This is a genomic window from Glycomyces niveus, assembly GCF_017592475.1.
In the GTDB taxonomy this organism is placed as follows: domain Bacteria; phylum Actinomycetota; class Actinomycetes; order Mycobacteriales; family Micromonosporaceae; genus Glycomyces; species Glycomyces niveus.
In genome coordinates, this window is sequence record NZ_JAGFNP010000003.1 from 520,357 (window position 1) to 541,904 (window position 21,548).

General features: G+C 68.0%; 23 protein-coding genes and 1 tRNA gene. 6 read left to right on the forward strand and 18 right to left on the reverse strand.

The annotated features are described in order from the left end of the window. Positions 1 to 24: 24 nt before the first annotated feature. The 10 genes from J5V16_RS08210 to J5V16_RS08255 all read right to left on the reverse strand — a co-directional run bounded on the left by J5V16_RS08210 (position 25) and on the right by J5V16_RS08255 (position 9,760). Positions 25 to 939, reverse strand: a complete 915-nt coding sequence (locus J5V16_RS08210) for a potassium-transporting ATPase subunit C (RefSeq protein WP_208495582.1) — start codon at positions 937 to 939, stop codon at positions 25 to 27. Continuing rightward, positions 940 to 3,084, reverse strand: coding sequence for a potassium-transporting ATPase subunit KdpB (kdpB, locus tag J5V16_RS08215; RefSeq protein WP_243900889.1), 2,145 nt, complete (start codon positions 3,082 to 3,084; stop codon positions 940 to 942). 20 nt (positions 3,085 to 3,104) lie between these two features. Continuing rightward, the gene (kdpA, locus tag J5V16_RS08220; protein ID WP_208495584.1) at positions 3,105 to 4,766 is read right to left on the reverse strand and encodes a potassium-transporting ATPase subunit KdpA; all 1,662 of its coding nucleotides are present in this window, start codon (positions 4,764 to 4,766) and stop codon (positions 3,105 to 3,107) included. After that, positions 4,766 to 4,855: a K(+)-transporting ATPase subunit F gene (kdpF, locus tag J5V16_RS08225; protein ID WP_208495585.1), complete on the reverse strand. Its 90-nt coding sequence runs from the start codon at positions 4,853 to 4,855 to the stop codon at positions 4,766 to 4,768. The genes kdpA and kdpF overlap by 1 nt, the downstream gene beginning before the upstream one ends. Further along, entirely contained in the window at positions 4,852 to 5,061 is a 210-nt protein-coding gene (locus J5V16_RS08230) for a hypothetical protein (protein WP_208495586.1), read from the reverse strand. The genes kdpF and J5V16_RS08230 overlap by 4 nt, the downstream gene beginning before the upstream one ends. Before the next feature lie 349 nt (positions 5,062 to 5,410). Continuing rightward, positions 5,411 to 6,694 (reverse strand): hypothetical protein, encoded by a 1,284-nt coding sequence (locus J5V16_RS08235; protein ID WP_208495587.1) that lies wholly within the window; start codon positions 6,692 to 6,694, stop codon positions 5,411 to 5,413. 30 nt (positions 6,695 to 6,724) lie between these two features. After that, the gene (locus J5V16_RS08240; RefSeq protein WP_208495588.1) at positions 6,725 to 7,684 is read right to left on the reverse strand and encodes a hypothetical protein; all 960 of its coding nucleotides are present in this window, start codon (positions 7,682 to 7,684) and stop codon (positions 6,725 to 6,727) included. Positions 7,685 to 7,720: 36 nt separating this feature from the next. Further along, entirely contained in the window at positions 7,721 to 8,014 is a 294-nt protein-coding gene (locus J5V16_RS08245) for a hypothetical protein (RefSeq protein ID WP_208495589.1), read from the reverse strand. A 7-nt stretch (positions 8,015 to 8,021) separates the two neighbouring features. Then, entirely contained in the window at positions 8,022 to 8,819 is a 798-nt protein-coding gene (locus J5V16_RS08250; protein ID WP_208495590.1) for a hypothetical protein, read from the reverse strand. Positions 8,820 to 8,884: 65 nt separating this feature from the next. Next, positions 8,885 to 9,760 carry an alpha/beta fold hydrolase gene (locus tag J5V16_RS08255; RefSeq protein ID WP_208495591.1) on the reverse strand — a complete coding sequence of 292 codons (876 nt, stop codon included), beginning with the start codon at positions 9,758 to 9,760 and terminating at the stop codon, positions 8,885 to 8,887. A gap of 167 nt (positions 9,761 to 9,927) precedes the next feature. On the opposite strand from J5V16_RS08255, the gene J5V16_RS08260 reads away from it, so the two are divergent. From J5V16_RS08260 to J5V16_RS08285, 6 genes are all read left to right on the forward strand, one after another. Further along, on the forward strand, positions 9,928 to 10,950 hold the full coding sequence (locus tag J5V16_RS08260) for a mechanosensitive ion channel family protein (RefSeq protein ID WP_208495592.1): 1,023 nt from the start codon (positions 9,928 to 9,930) through the stop codon (positions 10,948 to 10,950). A gap of 149 nt (positions 10,951 to 11,099) precedes the next feature. Next, a complete protein-coding gene (locus J5V16_RS08265) occupies positions 11,100 to 11,567 on the forward strand; it encodes a GbsR/MarR family transcriptional regulator (protein ID WP_208495593.1) in 468 nt (155 codons plus the stop codon). Between the two features lie 5 nt (positions 11,568 to 11,572). Next, positions 11,573 to 12,442, forward strand: coding sequence for an ABC transporter ATP-binding protein (locus J5V16_RS08270; RefSeq protein WP_208495594.1), 870 nt, complete (start codon positions 11,573 to 11,575; stop codon positions 12,440 to 12,442). Then, on the forward strand, positions 12,439 to 13,152 hold the full coding sequence (locus J5V16_RS08275; protein WP_208495595.1) for a fluoroquinolone export ABC transporter permease subunit: 714 nt from the start codon (positions 12,439 to 12,441) through the stop codon (positions 13,150 to 13,152). The genes J5V16_RS08270 and J5V16_RS08275 overlap by 4 nt, the downstream gene beginning before the upstream one ends. A 1-nt stretch (position 13,153) precedes the next feature. Beyond that, positions 13,154 to 13,885: a hypothetical protein gene (locus tag J5V16_RS08280; RefSeq protein ID WP_208495596.1), complete on the forward strand. Its 732-nt coding sequence runs from the start codon at positions 13,154 to 13,156 to the stop codon at positions 13,883 to 13,885. Positions 13,886 to 13,902: 17 nt separating this feature from the next. After that, on the forward strand, positions 13,903 to 14,712 hold the full coding sequence (locus J5V16_RS08285) for an alpha/beta fold hydrolase (protein ID WP_208495597.1): 810 nt from the start codon (positions 13,903 to 13,905) through the stop codon (positions 14,710 to 14,712). Between the two features lie 226 nt (positions 14,713 to 14,938). On the opposite strand, the gene J5V16_RS08290 is transcribed toward J5V16_RS08285, so the two are convergent. From J5V16_RS08290 to J5V16_RS08330, 8 genes are all read right to left on the reverse strand, one after another. Further along, positions 14,939 to 15,015, reverse strand: a tRNA-Met gene (locus J5V16_RS08290). A 153-nt stretch (positions 15,016 to 15,168) separates the two neighbouring features. Then, positions 15,169 to 16,089 carry a GTPase Era gene (gene era, locus J5V16_RS08295; protein ID WP_208495598.1) on the reverse strand — a complete coding sequence of 307 codons (921 nt, stop codon included), beginning with the start codon at positions 16,087 to 16,089 and terminating at the stop codon, positions 15,169 to 15,171. Then, positions 16,082 to 16,420 (reverse strand): cytidine deaminase, encoded by a 339-nt coding sequence (locus tag J5V16_RS08300; protein WP_208495599.1) that lies wholly within the window; start codon positions 16,418 to 16,420, stop codon positions 16,082 to 16,084. Before J5V16_RS08300 ends, era begins: the two co-directional genes overlap by 8 nt. Next, positions 16,413 to 17,717 carry a hemolysin family protein gene (locus J5V16_RS08305; protein ID WP_208495600.1) on the reverse strand — a complete coding sequence of 435 codons (1,305 nt, stop codon included), beginning with the start codon at positions 17,715 to 17,717 and terminating at the stop codon, positions 16,413 to 16,415. Before J5V16_RS08305 ends, J5V16_RS08300 begins: the two co-directional genes overlap by 8 nt. A 6-nt stretch (positions 17,718 to 17,723) precedes the next feature. After that, positions 17,724 to 18,197, reverse strand: coding sequence for an rRNA maturation RNase YbeY (gene ybeY, locus J5V16_RS08310; protein WP_208495601.1), 474 nt, complete (start codon positions 18,195 to 18,197; stop codon positions 17,724 to 17,726). Beyond that, positions 18,175 to 20,220 (reverse strand): PhoH family protein, encoded by a 2,046-nt coding sequence (locus J5V16_RS24290; protein WP_243900890.1) that lies wholly within the window; start codon positions 20,218 to 20,220, stop codon positions 18,175 to 18,177. Before J5V16_RS24290 ends, ybeY begins: the two co-directional genes overlap by 23 nt. A gap of 220 nt (positions 20,221 to 20,440) precedes the next feature. After that, on the reverse strand, positions 20,441 to 20,794 hold the full coding sequence (locus J5V16_RS08325; protein ID WP_243900891.1) for a histidine triad nucleotide-binding protein: 354 nt from the start codon (positions 20,792 to 20,794) through the stop codon (positions 20,441 to 20,443). 14 nt (positions 20,795 to 20,808) lie between these two features. Beyond that, the gene (locus J5V16_RS08330; RefSeq protein WP_208495603.1) at positions 20,809 to 21,534 is read right to left on the reverse strand and encodes a 16S rRNA (uracil(1498)-N(3))-methyltransferase; all 726 of its coding nucleotides are present in this window, start codon (positions 21,532 to 21,534) and stop codon (positions 20,809 to 20,811) included. Positions 21,535 to 21,548: the final 14 nt, after the last annotated feature.

Consider the following 21,548-nt stretch of genomic DNA (forward strand, 5'->3'; position numbering starts at 1 on the left):
GGACCACTGTCGTTCGTCCTGCATTCAGCTAACCGGATATTCCTCGTCAAGTGCGAGGTTGAGCTCGACGACGTTGACCGCGGGTTCGCCCATGAACCCGAGGAAGCGGCCGGCGGTGTGCTCCTCGACCAGCGCTTCGATGTCCTCGGTGCTCGCGTCCCGCTCGGCCGCGATCCGCTCGACCTGGAGGTCGGCGTACTCGGGGCTGATGTGCGGGTCCAGTCCTGAGCCCGAGGCGGTGACGGCGTCGGCTGGGACGGCCGGTTCCTCGGGCGCATCGCCCTCGATCGGGGTGATGATCGCCGCCGCGTAGTCCTCGCCGTATTCGGCGCATTCGACTTGCACGCCTTCGTATTCGGCCAGGAACGGCGCCTGGGCGGTGCCGCATTCCTCGTTCAGGCTCACCGCCCGGGTCACCTCGCCAGAGGTGCCCTCGGAGTAGAAGACGCCCAGGACCGCGCCCACGCCGGTGTCGGTGCAGTACGGACGGGAGCCGTCCACGCCTTCACGCTCGCCGATCTGGAGGCTGCGTTCGCACACCTGCGTGAGCAGGCTCTTCGACGCGTTCTCGTCGCCGTCCCAGCCGAGCGCGGGATCGGGCAGGGCGTCCACGACGTTTTCCGGCCCCAGGTTCGAGGCGCCGGAGACGAGCGGGTCGTAGTCGCCCTCCTCGCCCGCGGCCGCCGAGGGCCGCGACTGGAAGTACGGCAGTAGGGCTTCGCCGTCGTCATCGGTGAAAGACTGTCCGATGAGGGAGGAGCCGACGACATTGCCTTCGGCGTCGTAGATGAGCGACCCTTCGGCCCGATCGTTCAAGCCGGGGATCTGGGCGACCGCGAGGACCGCGAGCGGATAGATGATGCCAGTGAGGACGGTGAACACCAGGACGGCCCGCAGGGCGGCCAGATGTTGCGAGATCCAGCGAGGAAGACGTGCCATTTAAGCGATCCCTGGAATGAGTGCGACCAGCAGGTCGATGAGTTTGATGCCGATGAACGGCGTGATGATCCCGCCGAGGCCGTAGATCAGCAGGTTGCGCCGCAGGAGCGCCGAGGCCGATCCGGGCTTGTAGGCGACGCCCTTGAGCGCCAACGGGACCAGCGCGATGATGACGATCGCGTTGAAGATCACCGCCGAGACGATCGCCGATTCGGGACTGGCCAGGCGCATGATGTTCAGCGCATCGAGCCCGGGGTAGATCACGGCGAAGATCGCCGGGATGATCGCGAAGTACTTGGCGATGTCGTTGGCGATAGAGAAGGTCGTCAACGCGCCGCGGGTCATCAAGAGCTGCTTGCCGATCGCGACGATTTCGATCAGCTTGGTCGGGTCCGAGTCGAGGTCGACCATGTTCCCGGCCTCTTTGGCCGCGGACGTGCCGGTGTTCATGGCGACGCCGACGTCGGCGGCGGCGAGCGCGGGGGCGTCGTTGGTGCCGTCGCCGGTCATGGCGACCATGCGCCCGGCCTCCTGCTCGCGCTTGATGAGCGCCATCTTGTCCTCGGGCTTGGCCTCGGCGAGGAAGTCGTCGACGCCGGCCTCGGCCGCGATCGCCTTGGCAGTGCGCGGGTTGTCGCCGGTGACCATCACCGTGCGGATGCCCATGGCGCGCAGCTTCGCGAAACGTTCGGCCATGCCCTCCTTGACGACGTCCTTGAGGTAGACGACGCCGAGGACTTCGGCGGGGGAGCCTTCGCGCCGTTCGGCGACCACGAGCGGCGTGCCGCCTTCGCGCGAGACCTGGTCGACGAGGTCGTCGACGTGCGGATTCGGGCTGCCGTCGTTGTCCCCGACCCAGGCGATGACCGAGGCGGCAGCGCCCTTCCGGATCTGCGTGCCGTCGACGTCGACGCCGCTCATGCGGGTCTGGGCGGTGAACTCGATCCACTCGGCGTGCGCGAGCTCGCCGGTGTCCCGTTCGCGGAGCCCGTACGCCTCCTTGGCGTACACCACGATCGAACGGCCCTCAGGGGTCTCGTCGGCCAGGCTCGACAACTGCGCGGCGTTGGCCAGATGCGAGCCCGCGATGCCCGGGACGGCCAGGAACGCGCTCGCCCGGCGGTTGCCGTAGGTGATGGTGCCGGTCTTGTCGAGCAGCAGCGTGTCCACATCGCCCGCGGCCTCGACGGCCCGGCCGGACATGGCGAGGACGTTGCGCTGCACGAGCCGGTCCATGCCCGCGATGCCGATCGCCGACAGCAGGGCCCCGATGGTGGTCGGGATCAGGCACACCAGCAGGGAGACCAGCACGATGCCGGTGACGCCGTTGCCGTTCAGCACGGCGGTGTCGGGAGCGGCGGCCATGAAGTCCTTGGAGAAGATCGCCACAGGCTGCATCGTGACCACGGCCAACAGGAAGATGAGCGTCATGGCCGAGAGCAGGATGTTCAGGGCGATCTCGTTGGGCGTCTTGCGACGCTCGGCCCCTTCGACGAGGGCGATCATCCGGTCCAGGAAGGACTTCCCGGGCTCAGCGGTGATCTTGACGACGACCCAGTCCGAGAGGACCTTCGTGCCGCCCATGACCGCCGACCGGTCACCGCCCGATTCGCGGATCACCGGCGCGGACTCGCCGGTGATCGCCGACTCGTCCACGCTGGCGATGCCGGTGACGACGTCGCCGTCCCCGGGGATCGTCTCCCCGGCGACCACCAGGACCAGGTCGCCCCGGTGCAAATCGGTGGCGGGCACGTCGACGGTGGCGACGTCGGGGGAGTCGATCTGATGGTCCTGAACTTGCAGTTTGCGGGCGACCGTGTCGGTCTTGGCCTTGCGGAGGCTGTCGGCCTGGGCCTTGCCGCGGCCTTCGGCGATCGCCTCGGCGGCGTTCGCGAACAGCACTGTCAGCCACAGCCATACGGTGATGGTCCAGGCGAACACGCTCGGGTCGACGATCGCCAGCACCGTGGTGAACGCGGCGCCGATCTCGACGATGAGCATGACCGGGTTGCGCCACATCAGGCGCGGATCGAGCTTGCGGAACGCGGCCGGGGCGGACTTGACCCACTGCTTCGGGTCGAGCAGGCCGTTGGAGGCCTGCGCCTTCTTACGCGGCGCCACGGTCTTGAATGGCTTGGTTGCCATTGATGACATTGCGACGACTCCTATTGCAGGCCTTCGGCCAGCGGGCCGAGGGCGAGGACGGGCAGGAACGTGAGCGCGACCAGGACGAGGGTCACGCCGACGACCATGCCGACGAACAGCGGTTTGTGGGTGGGGAAGGTGCCGGCGGTGGCCGGGATGGGCTTCTGCTTCGCGAACGATCCGGCGAGGGCGAGCACGAGGATGATCGGCAGGAACCTGCCGAAGATCATGCAAAGGCCCAGCGCGGTGTTGAACCAGGGCGTATTCGCGCCGAACCCGGCGAACGCGGACCCGTTGTTGTTGGAGGCGGAGGCGAAGGCGTAGAGCATCTCCGAGAGCCCGTGCGGGCCCGCTTCCTGCATCGATTCCAGATTGGACGGTACTGCGATCGAGGCGGCCACGCCTGCCAGGAGCAGCACCGGCGTCACGAGGAAGTAGAGGCTCGCGAGCTTGATCTCGCGGGCACCGATCTTTTTGCCCAGGTACTCCGGCGTGCGTCCGACCATGAGGCCCGCGATGAACACGGTGATAACCGCGAGGACCAGCAGGCCGTAGAGGCCCGCGCCGACGCCGCCGGGCGCGACCTCGCCGAGCATCATGTTCAGGATCAGCACGCCGCCGCCGAAGGAGGTGTACGAGTCGTGGAACGAGTTCACCGACCCGGTGGAGGTCAACGTGGTCGCGGCGGCGAACAGCCCCGAGTCGGGGACGCCGAAGCGCACCTCCTTGCCCTCCATCGCGGCGGACACGGCCTGCGGCACGGTGCCGTTCGCCATGTTCTCGAAACCGACGACGAGGCTCACCGAGACGATGGCGAGGACGCCCATGACCGCGGCGATCGCGTAGCCCTGCCGGTTCTGTCCGACCAGGCGCCCGAAGGTGCGCGGCAGCGAGAACGGGATCACCAGCAGCAGGTAGATGATGATGAAGTTCGTCCAACTGGTGGGGTTCTCGAACGGGTGAGCGGCGTTGGCGTTGAAGTAGCCGCCTCCGTTGGTGCCAACATCCTTGATGGCCTCTTGGCTCGCGACGAGCCCGCCGGTGAGCGACTGCGTGTCCCCGGCCGCGGTGGTCGCGGACGTGACGTCGGTGAGGTTCTGGATCACGCCGCCGCCGATGAGCACGATCGCGGCGACGAAGCTCAGGGGCAGTAGCACCCACAAGATGATGCGCGTCAGGTCGACCCAGAAGTTCCCGAGCTTGTCAGTCGCCTTGCGGGCGAACCCGCGGACCAGGACCATCGCGACGGCGATGCCGACCGCGGCGGACACGAAGTTCTGCACCGCCAGACCCGCGGCCTGGATCAGGATGCCCATCGTGGCTTCGCCGGAGTAGGCCTGCCAGTTCGTGTTCGTGGTGAAGCTGACCGCGGTGTTCCAGGCCAGGCCCGGCTCGACCCCGGAGAAGCCGTTGCTCAGCGGCAGCCAGTGCTGGATGCGCTGGAACACATAGAGCACCACGATGCTGACGGCCGAGAATGCCAGGATGCTGCGCGCATATCCGGCCCAATTCTGCTCGGTCTCCGGCCGCGCGCCGATGACGCGGTAGATCCCGCGCTCCACCTTGCGGTGGTGCTCGCGGGTCACGACTCGGTACATGTAGTCGCCGAGCGGCTTGTAGCTCAAGGCGAGCACCGCGATCAGCGCGGCGATGAAGATGACGCCCGCGGTGGTCTCGCTCATCAGAACTTCTCCGGCTTCAGCAGGGCGTACACCAGGTAGGCGCCGATGAGCACGGCGAGGACGAGGCCGATGGCGTTGACGGCGCTCACAGCTTCTCCACCGCCTTCACGATGAGACCCAGGACGACGAAACAGACCACCGTCAGGGCGAGATAAGCGAGATCGGGCATTGCGTCCTTCTCTTCTGGATCAAGGGGCGCGGCCGTTGCCGCGTCGCCGACTGGGGGAACAGAGGTCGGCGAATCCGAGTGAACCCCCAGTTGCGGCGAATGCCTAGAGGGCTTGACGGCGTCCATACGAGCCGACGCGAATCCATACGCGGTCTTGACGCCCGGCCCGCCGACCTGCTCCCGAGGACCAGCGCATCATGACCTGCAAGCCGTACCGCGACACGGACCGACACCCACCGAGCCGCTGAATTATCAGCACGGCTCCAGCGGCACTCCGTCACTGGCGAGGTCGTTCGTGAGGTGCGCGAGTCCGGGGGCGACGTGCCTGCCGTCGGACGGCGCCAGTGCGTTGCGAGTGGTCATACTGAGGAAATGAGCGAACGGAGACTCGGCCGGCGCGCCTGGCTCGCCAAGGAACTCCCCGCCCTCATGGACCGCTGGGACCACGAACGGCGGTGAGCCCCGGGAACCCGTTTCAGTGCAGGCGGGCGCGAAACTCGGCCAGTTCCGGGCGATCGGGTCGCGGCACCGCGGTGATCTCGGCGGTGAGGGTTTCCTCGTAGGTTTCTCCGGCTGTCAGGCGGATCGTCCGCCGGTACTCGGCTCGGTTCAGGTTGACGACCGTGTGCGAGCCGATCTGCTGCCGCGGCGCCGCGACGCGCACCACCAGCTCGTGCTCACCGGGCTGGAGCTGCAGCCACATCCGGGTCCAGCTCGCCCACACCGCCTTGCCGTCGACGAACACCTCGGGCGCGGGGATCCATGGCCTGCAGACCGGTGCTTCGGGTTCGCCGATGCGAGTTGCCCGCCACCGCTGCATCAGGCCCGGCCTCCCGCCTCCCGCGAGCGCCGCCAGCACCTCCGGTGCATACGCGTCGATCATGAACCGCAGGTGGATGCCGAGCCCGGCCCATCCCGGAGCAGGTGCGATCCGTTCGGGCGCATCGGCATCAAGGATGCGCGGTCCCTGCGGGTCCCGGTCCGCGGGCGGGTCGGCCACCGTCGTCCGGCGCAGTCGCGCCTGCTTGGCCAGCGATCCGGCGATGACGGCGACGCCCACGCCGAGCCCGACGGCGATGGCGGCGATGACGGCCGTGTTGCCGAGGGCGGCCGAGAATCCGGACGGGTTCGCGATCGCCGCCGCTGTCGCGCCGCCCATGATCGCCATGCCGCCCAGGACGATCAGGAAGTACCAGCCGGTGCTGCCCGGGCCGCGGCGCCGTTCACGGAACCGCGTGAGGTCGTGGGCCTGGTTGCCGGCCTCGTAGTGGCGGTGGGCGGTGGCACCGATGATGCTCGTGTAGTCGAGGTCGATGCGTTGGCCGCGTTCAAGGTTCACGGTCTTGTAGCAGCGCGAATGGCTGCTGGTGACCGCGATCAGGTGCTCGCCGGGCGGCAGTGTCAGCTTGGTAGTGCCCCAGCCCCATGAGGCCGGGACGCCGTCGACGCCGACCACGGGCACCAATGGCCGGGAGACTCGCAGGGAGGGGCTCCATTCGCGCGAGTGCTGGTTCCCCCAGGCGGTGCGGACGACGACGGTGGCATTGGCCGCGCTGGTGTCGCTCGGCGACAGGTCGATCCGGCGCCCGGCCTGGACCGCCACGGTCGCATCGGGATGCGGCCGGGCGGCCCAGGCCCGGAACGGCGGGAACGTCTTGAACCCCGCGAAGCGCCGCGTTCCGGGCAGCACCGGCCAGGAGACGAGCAGCGCGATGGCGAGCAGGCCGAAACCCAACCCGATGAGGTCGTCAGTGCTCATGCGCCACCGGCTCTCCCGTCATGGTTTCGGTCAGCCCCAGTCAGGGGCGTCGTCGTCGGCCCACTCGGGGGCCTCGATGGTGGGGATGAAGTCGAGGTTGCCCGGATCCAGACCGGTCTCGCCCCGAGGGTCGTTCTTGCCGTCGACACTGCCGTCCTGCGCCAGGTCGTTGACGTTGAGCCCGGTGTTGTAAGCACCCTGGCCGCCCACGAACAGGTGCCCGAGCCCCGGGGCAACGTGCCTGCCGCCCGAGGGCGCCAGCGCGTTCCGCAGTCCCAACTGGGCGAGCCCTTGCGCCATGTTGAACGCGGTGGGGCCGACCAGGTCGAGCGGGTTGACCACGTTGCCCTGGGTCGCCAGCGCGATCCAGGAGACGCCCATGCCCGCACCGATGGCGGCTGCGAGTCCCTTGCCCAGAGCCGTGAGCGCGGTGTCGAGGGCCTTCAAGATGGTGAGTCCGGTGGCGGCGACGGTCATCGCCGCCGCCCGGACCGACTGCGCGGCGGCCGCAGTGGGCGGGAACGCCTGCAGCGGCCAGTACACCAGCGCCATGGCCATGAGGATCGTCGCGAGGGCGGTGTAGGCGGTGACCATGACCGCCAGTAGCGCCGCGATCGAGAACAGGCCGATGCCGACCTCGATCGCGAAGAGCGCGATGGTCCACAGCTGCGTCTTGACTTTCCCTGCCTGGTCGATGAAGGCCTGGCAGTCGTCCCCTTCCCAGGACTCGGCGTCCATCGCGTCGATCTCGTCCTGGAGGGCCTGGGCGGCGGTGATGTACTTCTCCGCGAGCTGGAACCAGTAGGCGCCGACCATCATGATCTGGCCGGGGTTGCACTGGTTCATGTAGATGATGCGGGCGATCTGCGTGCAGGAGACGCCGAAGGTGAAGGCGGGCAGGACGATCTCGACCGCCGCGGCCGGGGCCATGACGGCGAACGTGTCCATCATGCCCTGGAAAGACTCGGGTTCGGGTGCGCCGATTGACATCGAGCGGTTCCTTTGCGGTTCAGAGGGATTCGGTGGTCACTTGAAGTCGGCGGCGCCCGCCGTGTCGGCGTCCTCCCAAGCGGTGGCGCAGCCTTCGAGGTTGTCGTTCATGGTCTGGAAGCACTCGGCGGCGCCCTGGACCATCTCGTTCATGTAGCTCACGGCCGTGGTGTAGACCGCGGCGAGCGAGACGTCCACCGAGGTGTACAGCGCCTGGTCGATGCCGCGCAGGTTCGGGAGGAGCTCGTTGGCCTCCTCCAGAGTGGGGGTGACGTTGCTCTTGATGTTGGTGCCGAGCTGGCGGATCGTCTCGGGGTCTACTTTCGGCATGTCATCCTCACTGTCCTCGGATCCGGCGGATCTGTTCGTCGTGGTCTTGGCGCAGGAACGCCGCCTGCCCGATCGATTTGCGCGCGAATGCCTGCGCTTCGGCCGGCATGCCGTCGACCTGGTCCATGGTCAACGGGAGTCCCATGGCGTCGATGCCCGCACGCTGACGCTCCGCCAGGTCCTCTGCGGCGCGCGCGGTCGTTTCGTTGATCTCCTTGGCCAGGGCGTCCGGGCCAAGCTCGCGGGCGTGGATGCCGAGCAGGAGGCGGGCGATCGGATATTCACCGGTCGCCTCCACCGTCACGTCGCCTTCGGGGCTGGTGGCGGTGCCGATGGACTCGTCGGGTGCGGCCTCGGGTGTCTGGCCTCCCTGTACGCCTTGGAATCGTTCGAGCATCGCGATCGCCATGTCGAGGTTGCCGATGGGGTATTCGGAGCTGAGCGCTGACCGCGATTGGACCTGCGGGTCCTCGGGCGGCAGGTCGTCGTCGGCGCCGAACCGGGCTCGATTGCGCTCGATGACGGTGTTCAATCCGTTCTCCCGCAGTCCGTCACGCAGGTCCTTGAGTTCAGCCAGCGCATCGGCGGCCGAACCCGGGGACGAGTCTGTGGCGGCCTGCGCGGCCCGCGCCGCATCAGCGGCGTCCCGCGCGGTGTACGTGATGAGTTCGGCGAGGTCGCGTGCGGGCATGCGCACTGCCTCGGTTGTCAGTCGGACGGTCGGGGTCGGACTGTCGCCGTCCACGATGGTGACGTTGCCGCACCCGCTGGTGTAGGCGGGTGGTGCGGGGTCGGTGTCGGTCATCGATGCTCCGGTTTCATTCGGTGGTGGAGTGGGTGGTCGGTCGGCGGCGGGCGAGGAGTATCGGTTCAAGCACGGTCGGCTCGGGAGTCGACACGGTTCATCAGCACGTCGACCAGATCGGCGACCGCTTCAGGGCGTTCGTCTCCGGCGAGGTGACCGGCGCCCTCGATCACCTCGAGATCGACCCCGAGCTGCTCCCTGACTGCCGGACCGAGGCGTTCGGGAGGGAGGAACCGGTCATGGGCGCCGGTCGCAACGATCAGGGGTGAGTCGACGCACCGTTGCAGCGTCTCGTCCGGCAGCGGCGGGGGCGCGAGCGTGGACCGGCAATGGGAGGCGACCAAGTACAGCCATCGCGCGACCGCCGCCGGTGGCACATTGCCGGGCGCGGTGAAGCCGCCCAGCATCGACTCGGTCCGCTCGAGTGTCGGAGCGACTAGCCACCGCAGCGAAGGCACCATCATGCCCAAGTCGACATGCAGCGGGACGATGCCGGCCGGGGCGAGGAGGACCCGTCCGGCGATCCGATCGGAGTCGCACGCCAACAGCACCGAGCCGCCTAGCGAATGACCCAGTCCCACCACCGGTTCGGCATCGATCGCGTCGAGGGCCTCGGCGAGCTTGCCCCCGTACCAACCCCGATGCGCGGCGCGCGGGCGCTCGCCGCTGCCGAGGCCCGGCTGCCCGGGCAGGTCGACGAGGATGACACCCCAACGGCGCGCGAGGGACTCGGCGATCGTGAGGCTGCTGGCGGCGTTGAAGTTCGTGCCGGGCACGAACAGGACGCGGAACGGTCCGGAACCGACGAAGGTCAGATGCACCCGGGCGTCAGCGACATCGACCGTCTCGCAGCGGTGCGGCACGGCCCAGGCGTCGAGCCGGGAACGGCACCACCGTGCGACGACCTCACGGTCGGCCTTGGACCTGTAGAGAGTGCGCAAATGGGCTCCGATCGTCGGGCAGCGAACAACCACGCCGACCAGACTTCCCGGCACACCAACCCCGACACTACCGCAGCAAAACCACTCGACCGGCGGAGCCGACCGAGCGCCCGTGGGACCTTAGTTGAGGACCGAGCACTCGTCGCATTCGCCGCTACGCTGTGGACATGCCGACCCCCGCCCCCTGGCTGATCATCACGCTCGTGGCGATCGCATGCGCGCTCGCCGTGAGCGCGGCCAAACTCGCGACCACTCGTCTGCTGCTGCGCCACCGCTCCGCCAACGCCTCCCGCCTCATCGGGAAGGCCCTGCGCCCCGCCCAGCTGATGGCCGTCACCGGCGGCCTGCAGATCCTGCTCTCGGCCCAGCACGGGCAGCAGGGCTGGGGCGGCGACTGGAACGCCGTGCTGAGCCAGTCCCTCCTGTTCGGCACTGCCGCCTCGGGCGCGTGGCTCCTCTCCAATCTCCTCAGCGTCGCCAAAGAGCCGATCCACCGACGCTGGGACGGGCTCGAACAAGACGATGTGGAAGGGCGGCGCCGTCGCACGCAGATGGTGATCCTCTACCGGCTCGCCTCGGTCATCGTCTGGACGGTCGCGATCGGGCTGGTGCTGTTCAACATCCCCGCGCTTCGCGAAGTCTGCATCTCAATGCTCGGCGCCGCCGGCGTCGCGGGCATCATCGCGGGCCTGGCCGCGCAGACCATGCTGCAGAACCTGTTCGCGGGCATCATGCTCGCCTTCGGCGACGCCCTTCGCCTCGACGACGTGGTGGTGATCGAGGGCGAACTGGGCACGATCGAGGAGATCACCCTGACCTACCTGGTGGTGCGCATCTGGGACGACCGGAGAATGGTGCTCCCCACCTCCTACTTCACGCAGCACCCATACGTCAACTGGACCAGGGACACGCCCGAAGTGCTCGGCTCGGTCGTCTTCGACGCGGGCCTGGCGCTGCCGGTCGCCGAGGTCCGCGAGGAGCTGAGCCGGTTCCTAGACGGCAATCCGCTTTGGGACGGACGCAAAGCGAGCGTTGCGGTACTCGACGCCACCGGCGGGGTGATTCGGGTGCGGCTCTTGGTCTCCGCGGCCAACCCCGGCGACCAGTGGGACCTGCGATGCGAGCTACGCGAGCACATGGCGGCCTGGCTGGCGAAGGAACACCCCGACTGCATCCCTGAACCGAGCTGAACCGGCGGCCGAGGACCGCGCCGCCCTCAGAGTCTCTTCGCGCACCTCAGTACCACCTGGCTTGGCTGTGACATCTCAAAAATTTCAATTATTATTGAAATATTTGACCATTAGGAGTACGGTCGAAGCCGCGATCGAAAGGAGACGCCATGAGCGGCGAACGCACCGGCCGCCACGAATACGCCGACGAAATCGGCCTCTACTTCGAGAACTACGGCCTCCCCCGCATCCCCGGGCGCATCCTCGGCTGGCTCCTGGTCTGCGAGCCACCGCACCAGACGGCGGAAGAACTCGCCGAAGAACTCGACATCAGCCGCGGTTCGGTGAGCATGGCGATGAAGATGCTGGCGGCCAACAAGGCCGTCGTGCGCCACGCCGTCCCCGGATCGCGGCGCACCCACTGGCGGCTGCGCCCCGGCTTCTGGCTCGACGAGGCCGCCGAGAAGGCCAGGCAGGCCCGCGAGTGGATCAAACAGACCGAACGCGGCCTCGAACTCCTCGCCGACGCGCCCCCTGAGTCCCGCCGACGCCTCGAGGAAGCCAACGAGATGTACACCTTCCTCGCCGAGCAGTACGGACGCATCGAAACCCTCTGGCACGAACAGCGAAAGCAGTGACCCCGATGAGCCATGTCATCGACATCGAAGGCCTCACCTTCACCTACCCCAAGTCCCCCGAGCCGGCAGTGCGCGGCATCGACTTCACCGTCGACGCCGGGGAGATCTTCGGCTTCCTCGGCCCCTCCGGCGCCGGCAAGTCCACCACCCAGAAGATCCTCACCGGGCTGCTGACGGGCCACGGCGGCTCGGTCGCGGTCTGGGGCAAGGACCCCGCCGCCTGGAAATCCGAGTACTACGAGCGGATCGGCGTCTCCTTCGAACTGCCCAACCACTACCTCAAGCTCACCGGCCTGGAGAACCTCCAGTTCTTCGCCTCGCTCTATAAAGGCCCCACCGAGGACCCCATGGAACTGCTCGACCGGGTCGGGCTCGCCGACGCCGCACACACCCGCGTCGCCAAGTACTCCAAGGGCATGCAGATGCGCCTGGTGTTCATCCGCGCCCTCCTGCACCGCCCGCAACTGCTGTTCCTCGACGAACCGACCTCCGGCATGGACCCCACCAACGCCCGCATCGTCAAGGACATCGTGAGCGAACTGCGAGCCGAGGGCCGCACCGTCTTCCTCACCACCCACGACATGACCACCGCCGACCAGCTGTGCGACCGGGTCGCCTTCGTCGTCGACGGCCGCATCACCGCCCTGGCCTCCCCCACCGAGCACAAGCTCTCCCGCAGCAGGCGCCAGGTCACCGTCACCTACCGCGCAGTCGGCTCAGACGACCTGGCCACCAAAGACTTCCCGCTCGACGGACTCGGCGAGGACGAGGCGTTCCGCTCGCTCCTGCAAGAGGCCGCGATCGAATCCGTGCATTCCCAGGAGGCCGACCTGGAGGACGTCTTCATCGACGTCACCGGGAGGAAGCTGTCATGACCGGCGTCCTCGCCCAAGCCCTGCGGCTCGAACTGCGCCTACAATGGCGGTACGGGTTCTTGTACGCGGCGGCGTTCTCGGCGCTGCTCTGGGAGGTCGTCGTCTACCTCATCCCCGCCCAGCTCAAGGCCGTCTCGATGACCTACATCATCTTCGGCGACCTAGCCCTGGTCGGGTTCTTCTTCATCGCCGGGGCCGTGTTCTTCGAACGCGGCGAGCGCACGCTCTTCGCGCTCCTGGTCTCCCCCTTGCGCTTCCGCGACTACTACACCGCGAAGCTCACCGCGCTCGCCGCACTGAGCCTGCTCTTGTCGGTGGTCATCGCGTTCTCGGGCGTCGGCCTCGACTTCGAGCCGCTCACGTTCACGGCCGGGGTGGTGCTGTGCGCGCTGCTGTTCCTGACGTGCAGCTTCATCTCGGCGACGCCGTTCACCTCGATCAGCGAGTGGATCATCCCCTCCACACTGGTGCTCGCGGTCCTCAACGTCCCGCTCATCAACTACTCGGGCCTGTGGGAGCACCCGATCACCTACCTCATCCCGACGCAGGGGGTGCTCCTGCTCATGGGCCACTCGTTCGGCCAAGTCGACCTGACCGCCTGGCAATGGGCCTACGCCCTCGCCTACCCGGTCGCCGCGCTCGCCGTGCTCGGCCTCCTCTCCCGCAAGATGTTCGACCGGCACATCGCCGCCAGCGAAGGAGGCCGGTGACATGCCCGGCGCCATCGCGGCCTTCGGCCGCAACGACCTGCGCAACATCCGCCGCGACAGCCTGCTCGCCGGGATCGTCTTCGGCCCGTTCATCTACGCGGCCACGATGTGGCTGCTGCCCATGTTCACCCGCTACCTCGACCGCGACCACGGCTTCGACCTGGTCCCCTACCACGGACTCATCCTCAGCGCCTTCATCGTCATCGGACCCATCGCCGTCCTCGGCGCCGTCTGCGGGATGCTGCTCATGGACGACAAGGACCAGCGAACACTCGCGGCGCTACGGGTGACCCCCGCACCGCCGATGGGCTACCCGCTCTACCGCGCGGCGACCACCGTCGCCGCCACCGCAGTCTCGCTGGTGGCCGCGATGGCGCTGACCGGGCAGGTCCCGGCCGGAATCATCGCCGCCTCCGTCCCCATCACCGTCCTGTGCGGCCTCAACGCCACAATGGTCGGCTTCGGCCTGGCCGCCTTGGCCCGCAACAAGGTCGAAGGACTGGCGATCGTCCGCGCCATCGGCATGCTGCTGTTCGGGCTCCCCATGGTCCCGTTCTTCTTCGACCACCCCGCGATGCTCGGCTTCGGGCTCATCCCGACCTACTGGCCCGCCAAAGCCTTCTGGGAAGTCTGGGACGGCGGGAACCCATGGCCCTACCTGACGGCCGGCACGGTCTACGCAGGCGGAATCGGCTGGTGGCTGCTCAAACGACTCGCCTCGCAAAAGGCCTGAACGGAAAGGCTCCAACAGTGGTCACAACAACCGCACTCGACGGCACCAGCGTGCGCGCCTACGACGAAGGACAGGGCCCGGCGATCCTGCTCCTCCACGGCGGCATGGACGATGGCGCGTCATGGAAACTCGTCACCGCCCGCCTCAATCCACGATTCAGAACACTGCGACTGCACCGCCGGCAGTACCGGCCGGACCTCAAGACCGGCGGAAGATGCACAATGGCGGAGGAGGTCGAGCATGTCCGCGCCCTGACGAAGCTCATCGACCGGCCGACGCTGATCGTCGGGCACTCGTCCGGTGCGGTGCTGGCGCTGGAGGCACTGGCTGCGATGCCCGAGGCGTTCGCAGGCGCGGTGCTGTACGAACCACCCTGCGTGATCGGACCGCCGCTCGGCGGCGAGGTGCTGGCCAGGGCACAGGTCGCCATGGACGCCGGGAAGCCGGGAAGGGCGCTGGCGATCTTCATGCGCGACATCGTGGAGACCCCGGCATGGGCCGCCTGGATGTCGGCGGCCGCCATCCCGCTGGTTCCCCGCATGGGTCGGCTCGCCCAGCACCAACTCGACGATTGCGCGGCCATCGACGAGATCGGCCTCCGGCTGGAGGAGTACGCGCGAATCGATGTGCCCATCGTGCTGCTTGGCGGCGAGCGAAGCCCCGCGCACCTGGGCGCGCGGCTCGACGCGCTGGAACGCGCCATGCCGAACACCGAACGCGTGCTGATGCGCCACCAAGGCCACGCGGCGACCAGCCTCGCACCAGCCCGGGTTGCCGAGGTCATCGCCGGCTTGGGCGACAAAGAACTGAGAAAGCCGCCGCAATAGTTCCTGGTCGCACCCTGGATTCCTGCCCGCTTTAAAGTCGCCGCTCTACTCTTTTGCCCCGGGCGTCGCCGACCCTTCATGCAAAGTGGCTTGAATCACTAGACCAAGGTCTAGCCATTCCGAAGAGTCCCGCGCCATCATGGTTCATCCGAGCAACGAACGAGCAACAGGCATGGAAAAACCCGGCTCCCTCTTTCGAGGAAACCGGGTTTCACCTGGTATTTCGTGGTAGCGGGAGGCGGATTTGAACCACCGACCTCCAGGTTATGAGCCTGGCGAGCTACCGAGCTGCTCTATCCCGCGTCGGTAGTTAAAGAGTACATGATCCCGTTTAGCCGTTGCCACAGCGGGGTCCGTGAGCGCAGTCACCGCGTGTTCACCTGGTGTTTCGTGGGATGAGGGACGCGAACGGCCCGGATTCCCGCGGTCGGGAGGCCGGGCCGGGCGCACGACAGGTTAGAAGCCGAGGCGTTCGAGCATCTTCGGGTCGCGCTGCCAGTCCTTGGCGACGCGCACGTGGAGGTCGAGGTAGACGCGGCTGTCGATGAGCTGGGCGATGCCCTTGCGGGCCTTGGTGCCGACGCGCTTGAGGCGCTCGCCGCCCTTGCCGATGATGATGCCCTTCTGGCTGTCGCGCTCGACGTAGATCTCGGCCCAGATCTTCTTGCGCGGCCCGCCGTCGGAGTCCTCGTCCTCGACGTCCTCGATGACGACGGCCAGGGAGTGCGGCAACTCGTCGCGGACGCCCTCCAGGGCGGCCTCGCGGATGAGCTCGGCCATCATGACCCGCTCGGGCTCCTCGGTGATCATCCCGTCCGGATAGAGCTGGGGGGATTCGGGCAGTTTGTCCGAGAGGACGCCGACGAGCTCGTCGAGGTTCTCGCCGGTCTTCGCCGAGACCGGGACGATGTCGGCGAAGTCGGCCAGCGCCGCCACGTTCGTGAGGTGGCGCACCAGGGCGTCCTTGGAGACCAGGTCGATCTTGGTGACGACCGCGACGACCTTGGCGTTCAGGTTCGCGATCTCGCCGGCGATGAACTTGTCGCCGGGACCGGGCTTCTCGTTGGCCGGCAGACACAGGCCGATGACGTCCACTTCGGACCACGTCTGGCGGACGAGGTCGTTCAGCCGCTCGCCCAGCAGCGTGCGGGGGCGGTGCAGGCCGGGCGTGTCGACCAGGATGAGCTGGGAGTCCGGGCGGTGCAGGATCGCGCGCACCACGTGGCGCGTGGTCTGCGGGCGCTTCGAGGTGATCGCGATCTTCTGGCCCATGATCGCATTCGTCAGGGTGGACTTGCCCGCGTTCGGACGCCCCACGAAGCAGGCGAAGCCCGCCCTGAAGCCGTTGGAGCCGGAACGGAAGTCGTTGCTAGGCAAGACGGGTCACCTCTTTGCGAATGACCGACCAGACGGTGAGGTCGGCGCTGATCTCCCGGGCGGCCTGGATGCCGTCCGCGTCCTCCGCGGCGCCGAACAGCACCGCCGCCTCGAGCTTGTCGGCCCCGGCCGCGTAGGCCTGGGCCACCGCCGCCTGGAGGGCCGTGAGCCGCAGCGAGGGGAGGTCGACGGCCGCCGAGGCGTAGGTGCGGCCGATGCCGTCGCGCACGGCCGCACCGGTGGTCTGCTGGACCCGCCCGGCGGCCCCGCGGGCCAGCGTGGCGAGTTTCGCGTCCTCGGCGTCGAGGGCGTCGACGGTCAGGTCAGACATTGATCTTGTGCCTCTCATCGTTCACAGCGGCCGCAGGGGCGTCGCCGGTCTCGGGCAGGCGCGCGACGCGCACCGTCTCGATGCGGTTGCGGCGGCCAACGGTACCTTCAGCGGTCAGTTCGAGCCCGCCCAGGCGCGCCCGGTCGCCCGCGAGCGGGACCTTCCCGAGCTCGGCGGCGAGCAGCCCGGCGACGGTGTCCACGTCGAGCTCGGGCAGGCTGACGCCGAACAGCTCCTCCAGGTCCTGCACGGAGAGCCGGGCGGTGACGCGGGCGGTGCGGTCGTCGAGCCAGGCGACCGGCGGCAGCTCGTTGTCGTACTCGTCGGTGATCTCGCCGACGATCTCCTCGAGGATGTCCTCGATCGTGATCAGACCGGCGGTCCCGCCGTACTCGTCCACGACGGTCGCGATGTGGATGCGGGCGGTCTGCATCTCCCGCAGCAGGTCGTCGACCGGCTTTGAGTCGGGGACGAACGAGACCGCGCGCATCACCTCGCTCACATGCGGGTTGACGCGGTCGTCGAGCCTGACGAGGTCCTTGAGGTAGACCACGCCGCGCACGTCGTCCAGGTCCTCCCCCACGACCGGGATGCGCGAGAACCCCGACCGCAGCGCGACCTGCTCGGCCTCGTCGGCGTACATGTCCGCCGGGACCCACACCATCGCCGTGCGCGGCACCATGACCTCGCGGGCCACGGTGTCGCCCAAGGCGAACACGGACGCGATCATGTCGCGCTCCTCATGGTCCACGGTGCCCTGCGCCTCGGCGGCGTCCACCAGTTCGCGGATCTCGATCTCCGAGGTCGCGAACGGCCCCTCGCGGAAGCCCTTGCCCGGCGTGACGGCGTTGCCGGCCAGGATGAGGAGCTTCGCGAACGGGCCGAGGGCCTTGCCCAGCAGGGCCACGGGACCGGCGACGGCGAGCACGATCGGGTAGGCGTGCTGGCGCCCGAGCGTGCGCGGGCCGACGCCGATGGCGACGAACGACACGACGGTCATGACCACCGCGGAGATGCCCACGGCCAGCCACGAGTCGTGCCAGGAGTCGAACGCGACGACGGCGACGATCGCGATCGCGGCCGCCTCGCAGGCGAGGCGCAGCAGGATGAGCAGGTTCAGGTGCCGCGGCAGGTCCTCGATGATCTTGACGAGGGATTCGGCGCCGCGCTGGCGCTGCTCGGCGAGCTCCGCGGCGCGCGCGGGCGAGACGGCGGTGAGGGCCGAGTCGACCATGGCCGCGGCCCCGGCGACGGCGGTCAGGGCGACCGCCGCGGCCAGGAGCGAATACGGGATCATGCCGGCCTAACTCTCCGCTGCGGCGTCGCGTTTCGCACGCCAGGCGTCGAGCAGCCGGTTCTGCAGGCCGAACATCTCCTTGGCCTGCTCGGGTTCGGCGTGGTCGTACCCGAGGATGTGGAGCACACCGTGGACGGTGAGCATGTGCATCTCGTCGGCGGTGGAGTGCCCGGCGTCCTTGGCCTGGGCCTCGGCCACCTCGGGCGAGAGCACGAGGTCGCCGAGGATCGGCGTGCCCGGCTCGGAGGAGTCGGGGCGGCCGGGCATGGCGTCGTCCATCGGGAACGAGAGCACGTCGGTGGGGCCGGTGCCGCCCATCCAGCGCTTGTTGAGCTCGGTCATGTGCTCGATGTCGACGATGAGGATCGAGAGTTCGGCGAGCGGGTTCACGCCCATCTCGTGGAGGGCGAAGTCGGAGACGGCACGGATGCCCGACTCGTCGACTTCGCGCCCGGACTCATTGATGATCTCGATGCCCACGGTTTCCTCGTTGCCCCTTCTTGGGGTCGCCCGTGCGGGCGTCCCACTTCTCGTAGGCGTTCACGATATCGCTGACCAGCTGGTGTCTGACGACATCTTCCGCCCGGAGGGTGGCGAAGTGCACGTCCTCGACGCCTTCGAGGATGTCCCGGACGACGCGCAGCCCGGAGGTGGCGTTGTTCGGCAGGTCGACCTGGGTGATGTCGCCAGTGACGACGATCTTCGAGCCGAAGCCGAGCCGCGTCAGGAACATCTTCATCTGCTCGGGCGTGGTGTTCTGCGCCTCGTCGAGGATGATGAACGAGTCGTTCAGCGTGTTGTGCGTGACCAGGTAGTCCTCGGTGACATAAAGCGAGTCCGCGGCGGCGACTTGGATGCACACCGCTTCCTCTTCACCTGCGTATTCGATCGAGTCGATGAAACGCATGGGGCGGCCGCCGCCACCGAACTCGCGGTACTTCGCGGCCTTGCGCTCGAGCCGGAACGGCTCGATGCCTTCGGGGAGGCGGATGTCGATGACATGCGCATCCTGGAGGTAGGCGACGTCGCGACCGTTGGCGCGACCAGGCTTGCGTCCGGCGGCCGGCCGACGGCGGCTGTAAGCGATACCTCCGAGCGACTGCACCAGCTCGATCACGTGGTCATGAAGGATGATCGAGGTAGTCGTGTACTGGATCCGGCAGGTGCGGTCCTTCTGGGTGACCGGCCCACCGTCGGAGTCAAGCAGACCTTGGAGCAGGGCCAGGCGGACCGCAGGCGTGTTGAAGCGGTAGTCATCCGGAATGAACTTGTTGTGCGACTTCGTGCCGATCAGCTCGAGTTCACGGAGCACCGCGGTCACCGGGTTCGCGATGGTGATGACGTCACCGGGCTCCGCAACACGGTTGAGCACGTAGTCAGGTCCGGCCTTGTGGCGAACGTCGATGCCCGGGATCGCATCCTCGAGCGCGACCGCGAGTTCCGGGTCGCCGGTGCTGAACGACGGCGTGGTCGTACCGGTGAGGCAACCGTCGCCGAGTAGCAGCCCGAGAGCATAAGGGTCCATCGGTACCTCACGCTCGGGGAACTCCACCGGCTTGCCGATGAGCGGCAGCTCGTACTTTCGCTGGTGGTTGACCCGGACGTCGTCGATCATCTCCTGGGTCTCCAGGATTCGGTGCGGCTTGCCGCGGCGCTTATCCGAGGCGGTCTTGACCGCCCACAGGTGCTCCGCTGTGGCCAGCGTGTACGCACCATCCTGGGTCATGACCCGGAAGATCTCTTTCTTTCCCTGCGGGAAGACACCGAGCACCGGCGTGGGTTCGCCATTCGAGCCGACTACGAGGTCGCCGACTTCAAGCTCGCCGATCGGGCGCCATCCATCTGGGGTCAGGACGTTGCTGAATACAGGCTGGGCGCGACCTCTCATGAAGGCCAACGGAGCGACCTCGATCGTGCCCGCCTCCATGAGCTTCGGGATCGACGTGGCGTCGATCATGTCGTGGAGCGCGTCGTAGAGCGGCCGCAGGTACGGATCGATCTTCTCGAACAGCGTGCCGGGCAGGAAGCCCAGCTTCTCGCCGGCCTCGACGGCGGGGCGGGTGAGGATGATCCGGTTGATCTCCTTGGCCTGCAGCGCCTGCACGGCCTTGGCCATGGCGAGGTAGGTCTTGCCGGTGCCGGCGGGGCCGATGCCGAAGACGATCGTGTTGTTGTCGATGGCCTCGACGTAGCGCTTCTGCCCGATGGTCTTGGGGCGGATCGCCTTGCCTCGCTTGGACACGATGTTCTGCGAAAGGACGTCCACCGGCCGCTCGCCGGGAGCGGACTTGAGCATGTTCTCCGTGCGCCGGATCATGTCCGGGTCGACGCTCTCGCCGTTCTCGATCAAAGCGAGCAGTTCCTTCACGAGTCGTTCGGCGGCGTGCAGGGCGCCGTTGAGTCCGGTGAGGGTGATGGTGTCCCCGCGCACGTGGAGGTCGACGCCGGGATTGCGGCGTTCGATGTAGCGGAGGTTCTCATCGGCGCGGCCCAGCAGTGCCATGAGCGAGCTCTGGTCGCCGACGGTGATCGTGGACGTGATCGTCGATGTGTGCTGGCCGTTGTCAGAGCGGTCGGTCATAGGCTTCGCCCGCTGAGGGCTGTTCGCCACCTGCTTCCAAAAGTGAGACTGCCAGCGGCCCGGAGGCCGCTGTTCGACATGCCTCAATGGTAGTTGCCGCCTGCGACACGCGACAACGAGTAATCGCGGACGCGGTGTGATTTCAATTCGAAAGCATCCGTCCGAGCGGTTTTCCGCCCGCGACGTGGAAGTGGACGTGGAAGACGTCCTGTCCCCCGTCCGAGCCCGTGTTGGCGAACAGGCGCCAGCCCGACTCGTCGATGCCTTCGGAGGCCGCGACCTCGGCGGTCGCGCGCAGGAGCTCCCCGGCGAGCGCGGGGTCGGCCACGGTGAGCTCGGCGACGTTCGCGTAGTGGTCCTTGGGGATGACCAGCACGTGCGTGGGGGCCTTCGGGTAGAGGTCGCGGAAGGCGAGCACGCGGTCGTTCTCGAGGACCTTCGTGGAGGGGATGTCCCCGGCCACGATCTTGCAGAAGATGCAATCGGCGTCGGTCATGCCCCGCATCCTAGTCACCAGCGGCCGAGACGGGCCTGGAGTACCGCCAGCGCGGCCGGGCCGGCGGTGGAGGTGCGCAGCACCGTGTCGCCGAGGCGGATCGGCTCGCCGAACTCCTTGAGGGCGCTGAGTTCGTCAGGGCTGATGGAGCCTTCGGGGCCGATGACGACGGCGATCTCGCCGGCCGCAGGGAGCGCGACTTGCGAGAGCGGCAAGTCGGCCTCTTCATGGAGGACGAGCACCTGGCTCGCGTTCCGGAGGCGGGCGACGAGCTGCTTGGTGGTGTGGAGTTCGGCGACGTGCGCGAGGTGCGGGCGGCGGGCCTGCTTGGAGGCTTCGCGGGCGGTGGCCTCCCATTTCGCGCGGGCCTTGTCGCCGCGCGGGCCCTTCCACTGGACGATGGAGCGCGAGGCGGCCCAGGGGATCACCTCGTCCACGCCGATCTCGGTGAGCATCTGCACGGCGCGCTCGCCGCGGTCGCCCTTCGGGAGGGCTTGGACGACGGTGAGCTTCGGGTCGGGGGCGGGGACGGTGCGCCGGTCGACGATCTGGACGCGCACGGACCCGCGCTCGGCGTGGGTGACCCGGGCGGCGGCGGTACCGCCGGAGCCGTCGCTGAGGATCAGGGTCTCGCCGGGCTGGAGCCGCTGCACGTCGGCGGCGTGGTGCCCTTCGGGCCCGTCGAGGGTGTAGTCGTCGGCCGCCGGGACGGCGTCGACGAGGAAGACCGGTGCGCTCACCGGGACAGCTTAGT

Bases quoted from the DNA above. Each gene is read 5' to 3' on its own strand.
- J5V16_RS08210 (WP_208495582.1), bottom strand. From the start codon at position 939: ATGGCACGTCTTCCTCGCTGGATCTCGCAACATCTGGCCGCCCTGCGG.
- kdpB (WP_243900889.1), bottom strand. From the start codon at position 3,084: ATGGCAACCAAGCCATTCAAGACCGTGGCGCCGCGTAAGAAGGCGCAG.
- kdpA (WP_208495584.1), bottom strand. From the start codon at position 4,766: ATGAGCGAGACCACCGCGGGCGTCATCTTCATCGCCGCGCTGATCGCG.
- J5V16_RS08230 (WP_208495586.1), bottom strand. From the start codon at position 5,061: ATGGACGCCGTCAAGCCCTCTAGGCATTCGCCGCAACTGGGGGTTCAC.
- J5V16_RS08235 (WP_208495587.1), bottom strand. From the start codon at position 6,694: ATGAGCACTGACGACCTCATCGGGTTGGGTTTCGGCCTGCTCGCCATC.
- J5V16_RS08240 (WP_208495588.1), bottom strand. From the start codon at position 7,684: ATGTCAATCGGCGCACCCGAACCCGAGTCTTTCCAGGGCATGATGGAC.
- J5V16_RS08245 (WP_208495589.1), bottom strand. From the start codon at position 8,014: ATGCCGAAAGTAGACCCCGAGACGATCCGCCAGCTCGGCACCAACATC.
- J5V16_RS08250 (WP_208495590.1), bottom strand. From the start codon at position 8,819: ATGACCGACACCGACCCCGCACCACCCGCCTACACCAGCGGGTGCGGC.
- J5V16_RS08260 (WP_208495592.1), top strand. From the start codon at position 9,928: ATGCCGACCCCCGCCCCCTGGCTGATCATCACGCTCGTGGCGATCGCA.
- J5V16_RS08265 (WP_208495593.1), top strand. From the start codon at position 11,100: ATGAGCGGCGAACGCACCGGCCGCCACGAATACGCCGACGAAATCGGC.
- J5V16_RS08270 (WP_208495594.1), top strand. From the start codon at position 11,573: ATGAGCCATGTCATCGACATCGAAGGCCTCACCTTCACCTACCCCAAG.
- J5V16_RS08275 (WP_208495595.1), top strand. From the start codon at position 12,439: ATGACCGGCGTCCTCGCCCAAGCCCTGCGGCTCGAACTGCGCCTACAA.
- J5V16_RS08280 (WP_208495596.1), top strand. From the start codon at position 13,154: ATGCCCGGCGCCATCGCGGCCTTCGGCCGCAACGACCTGCGCAACATC.
- J5V16_RS08300 (WP_208495599.1), bottom strand. From the start codon at position 16,420: ATGTCTGACCTGACCGTCGACGCCCTCGACGCCGAGGACGCGAAACTC.
- J5V16_RS08305 (WP_208495600.1), bottom strand. From the start codon at position 17,717: ATGATCCCGTATTCGCTCCTGGCCGCGGCGGTCGCCCTGACCGCCGTC.
- J5V16_RS24290 (WP_243900890.1), bottom strand. From the start codon at position 20,220: ATGGCACTGCTGGGCCGCGCCGATGAGAACCTCCGCTACATCGAACGC.
- J5V16_RS08325 (WP_243900891.1), bottom strand. From the start codon at position 20,794: ATGACCGACGCCGATTGCATCTTCTGCAAGATCGTGGCCGGGGACATC.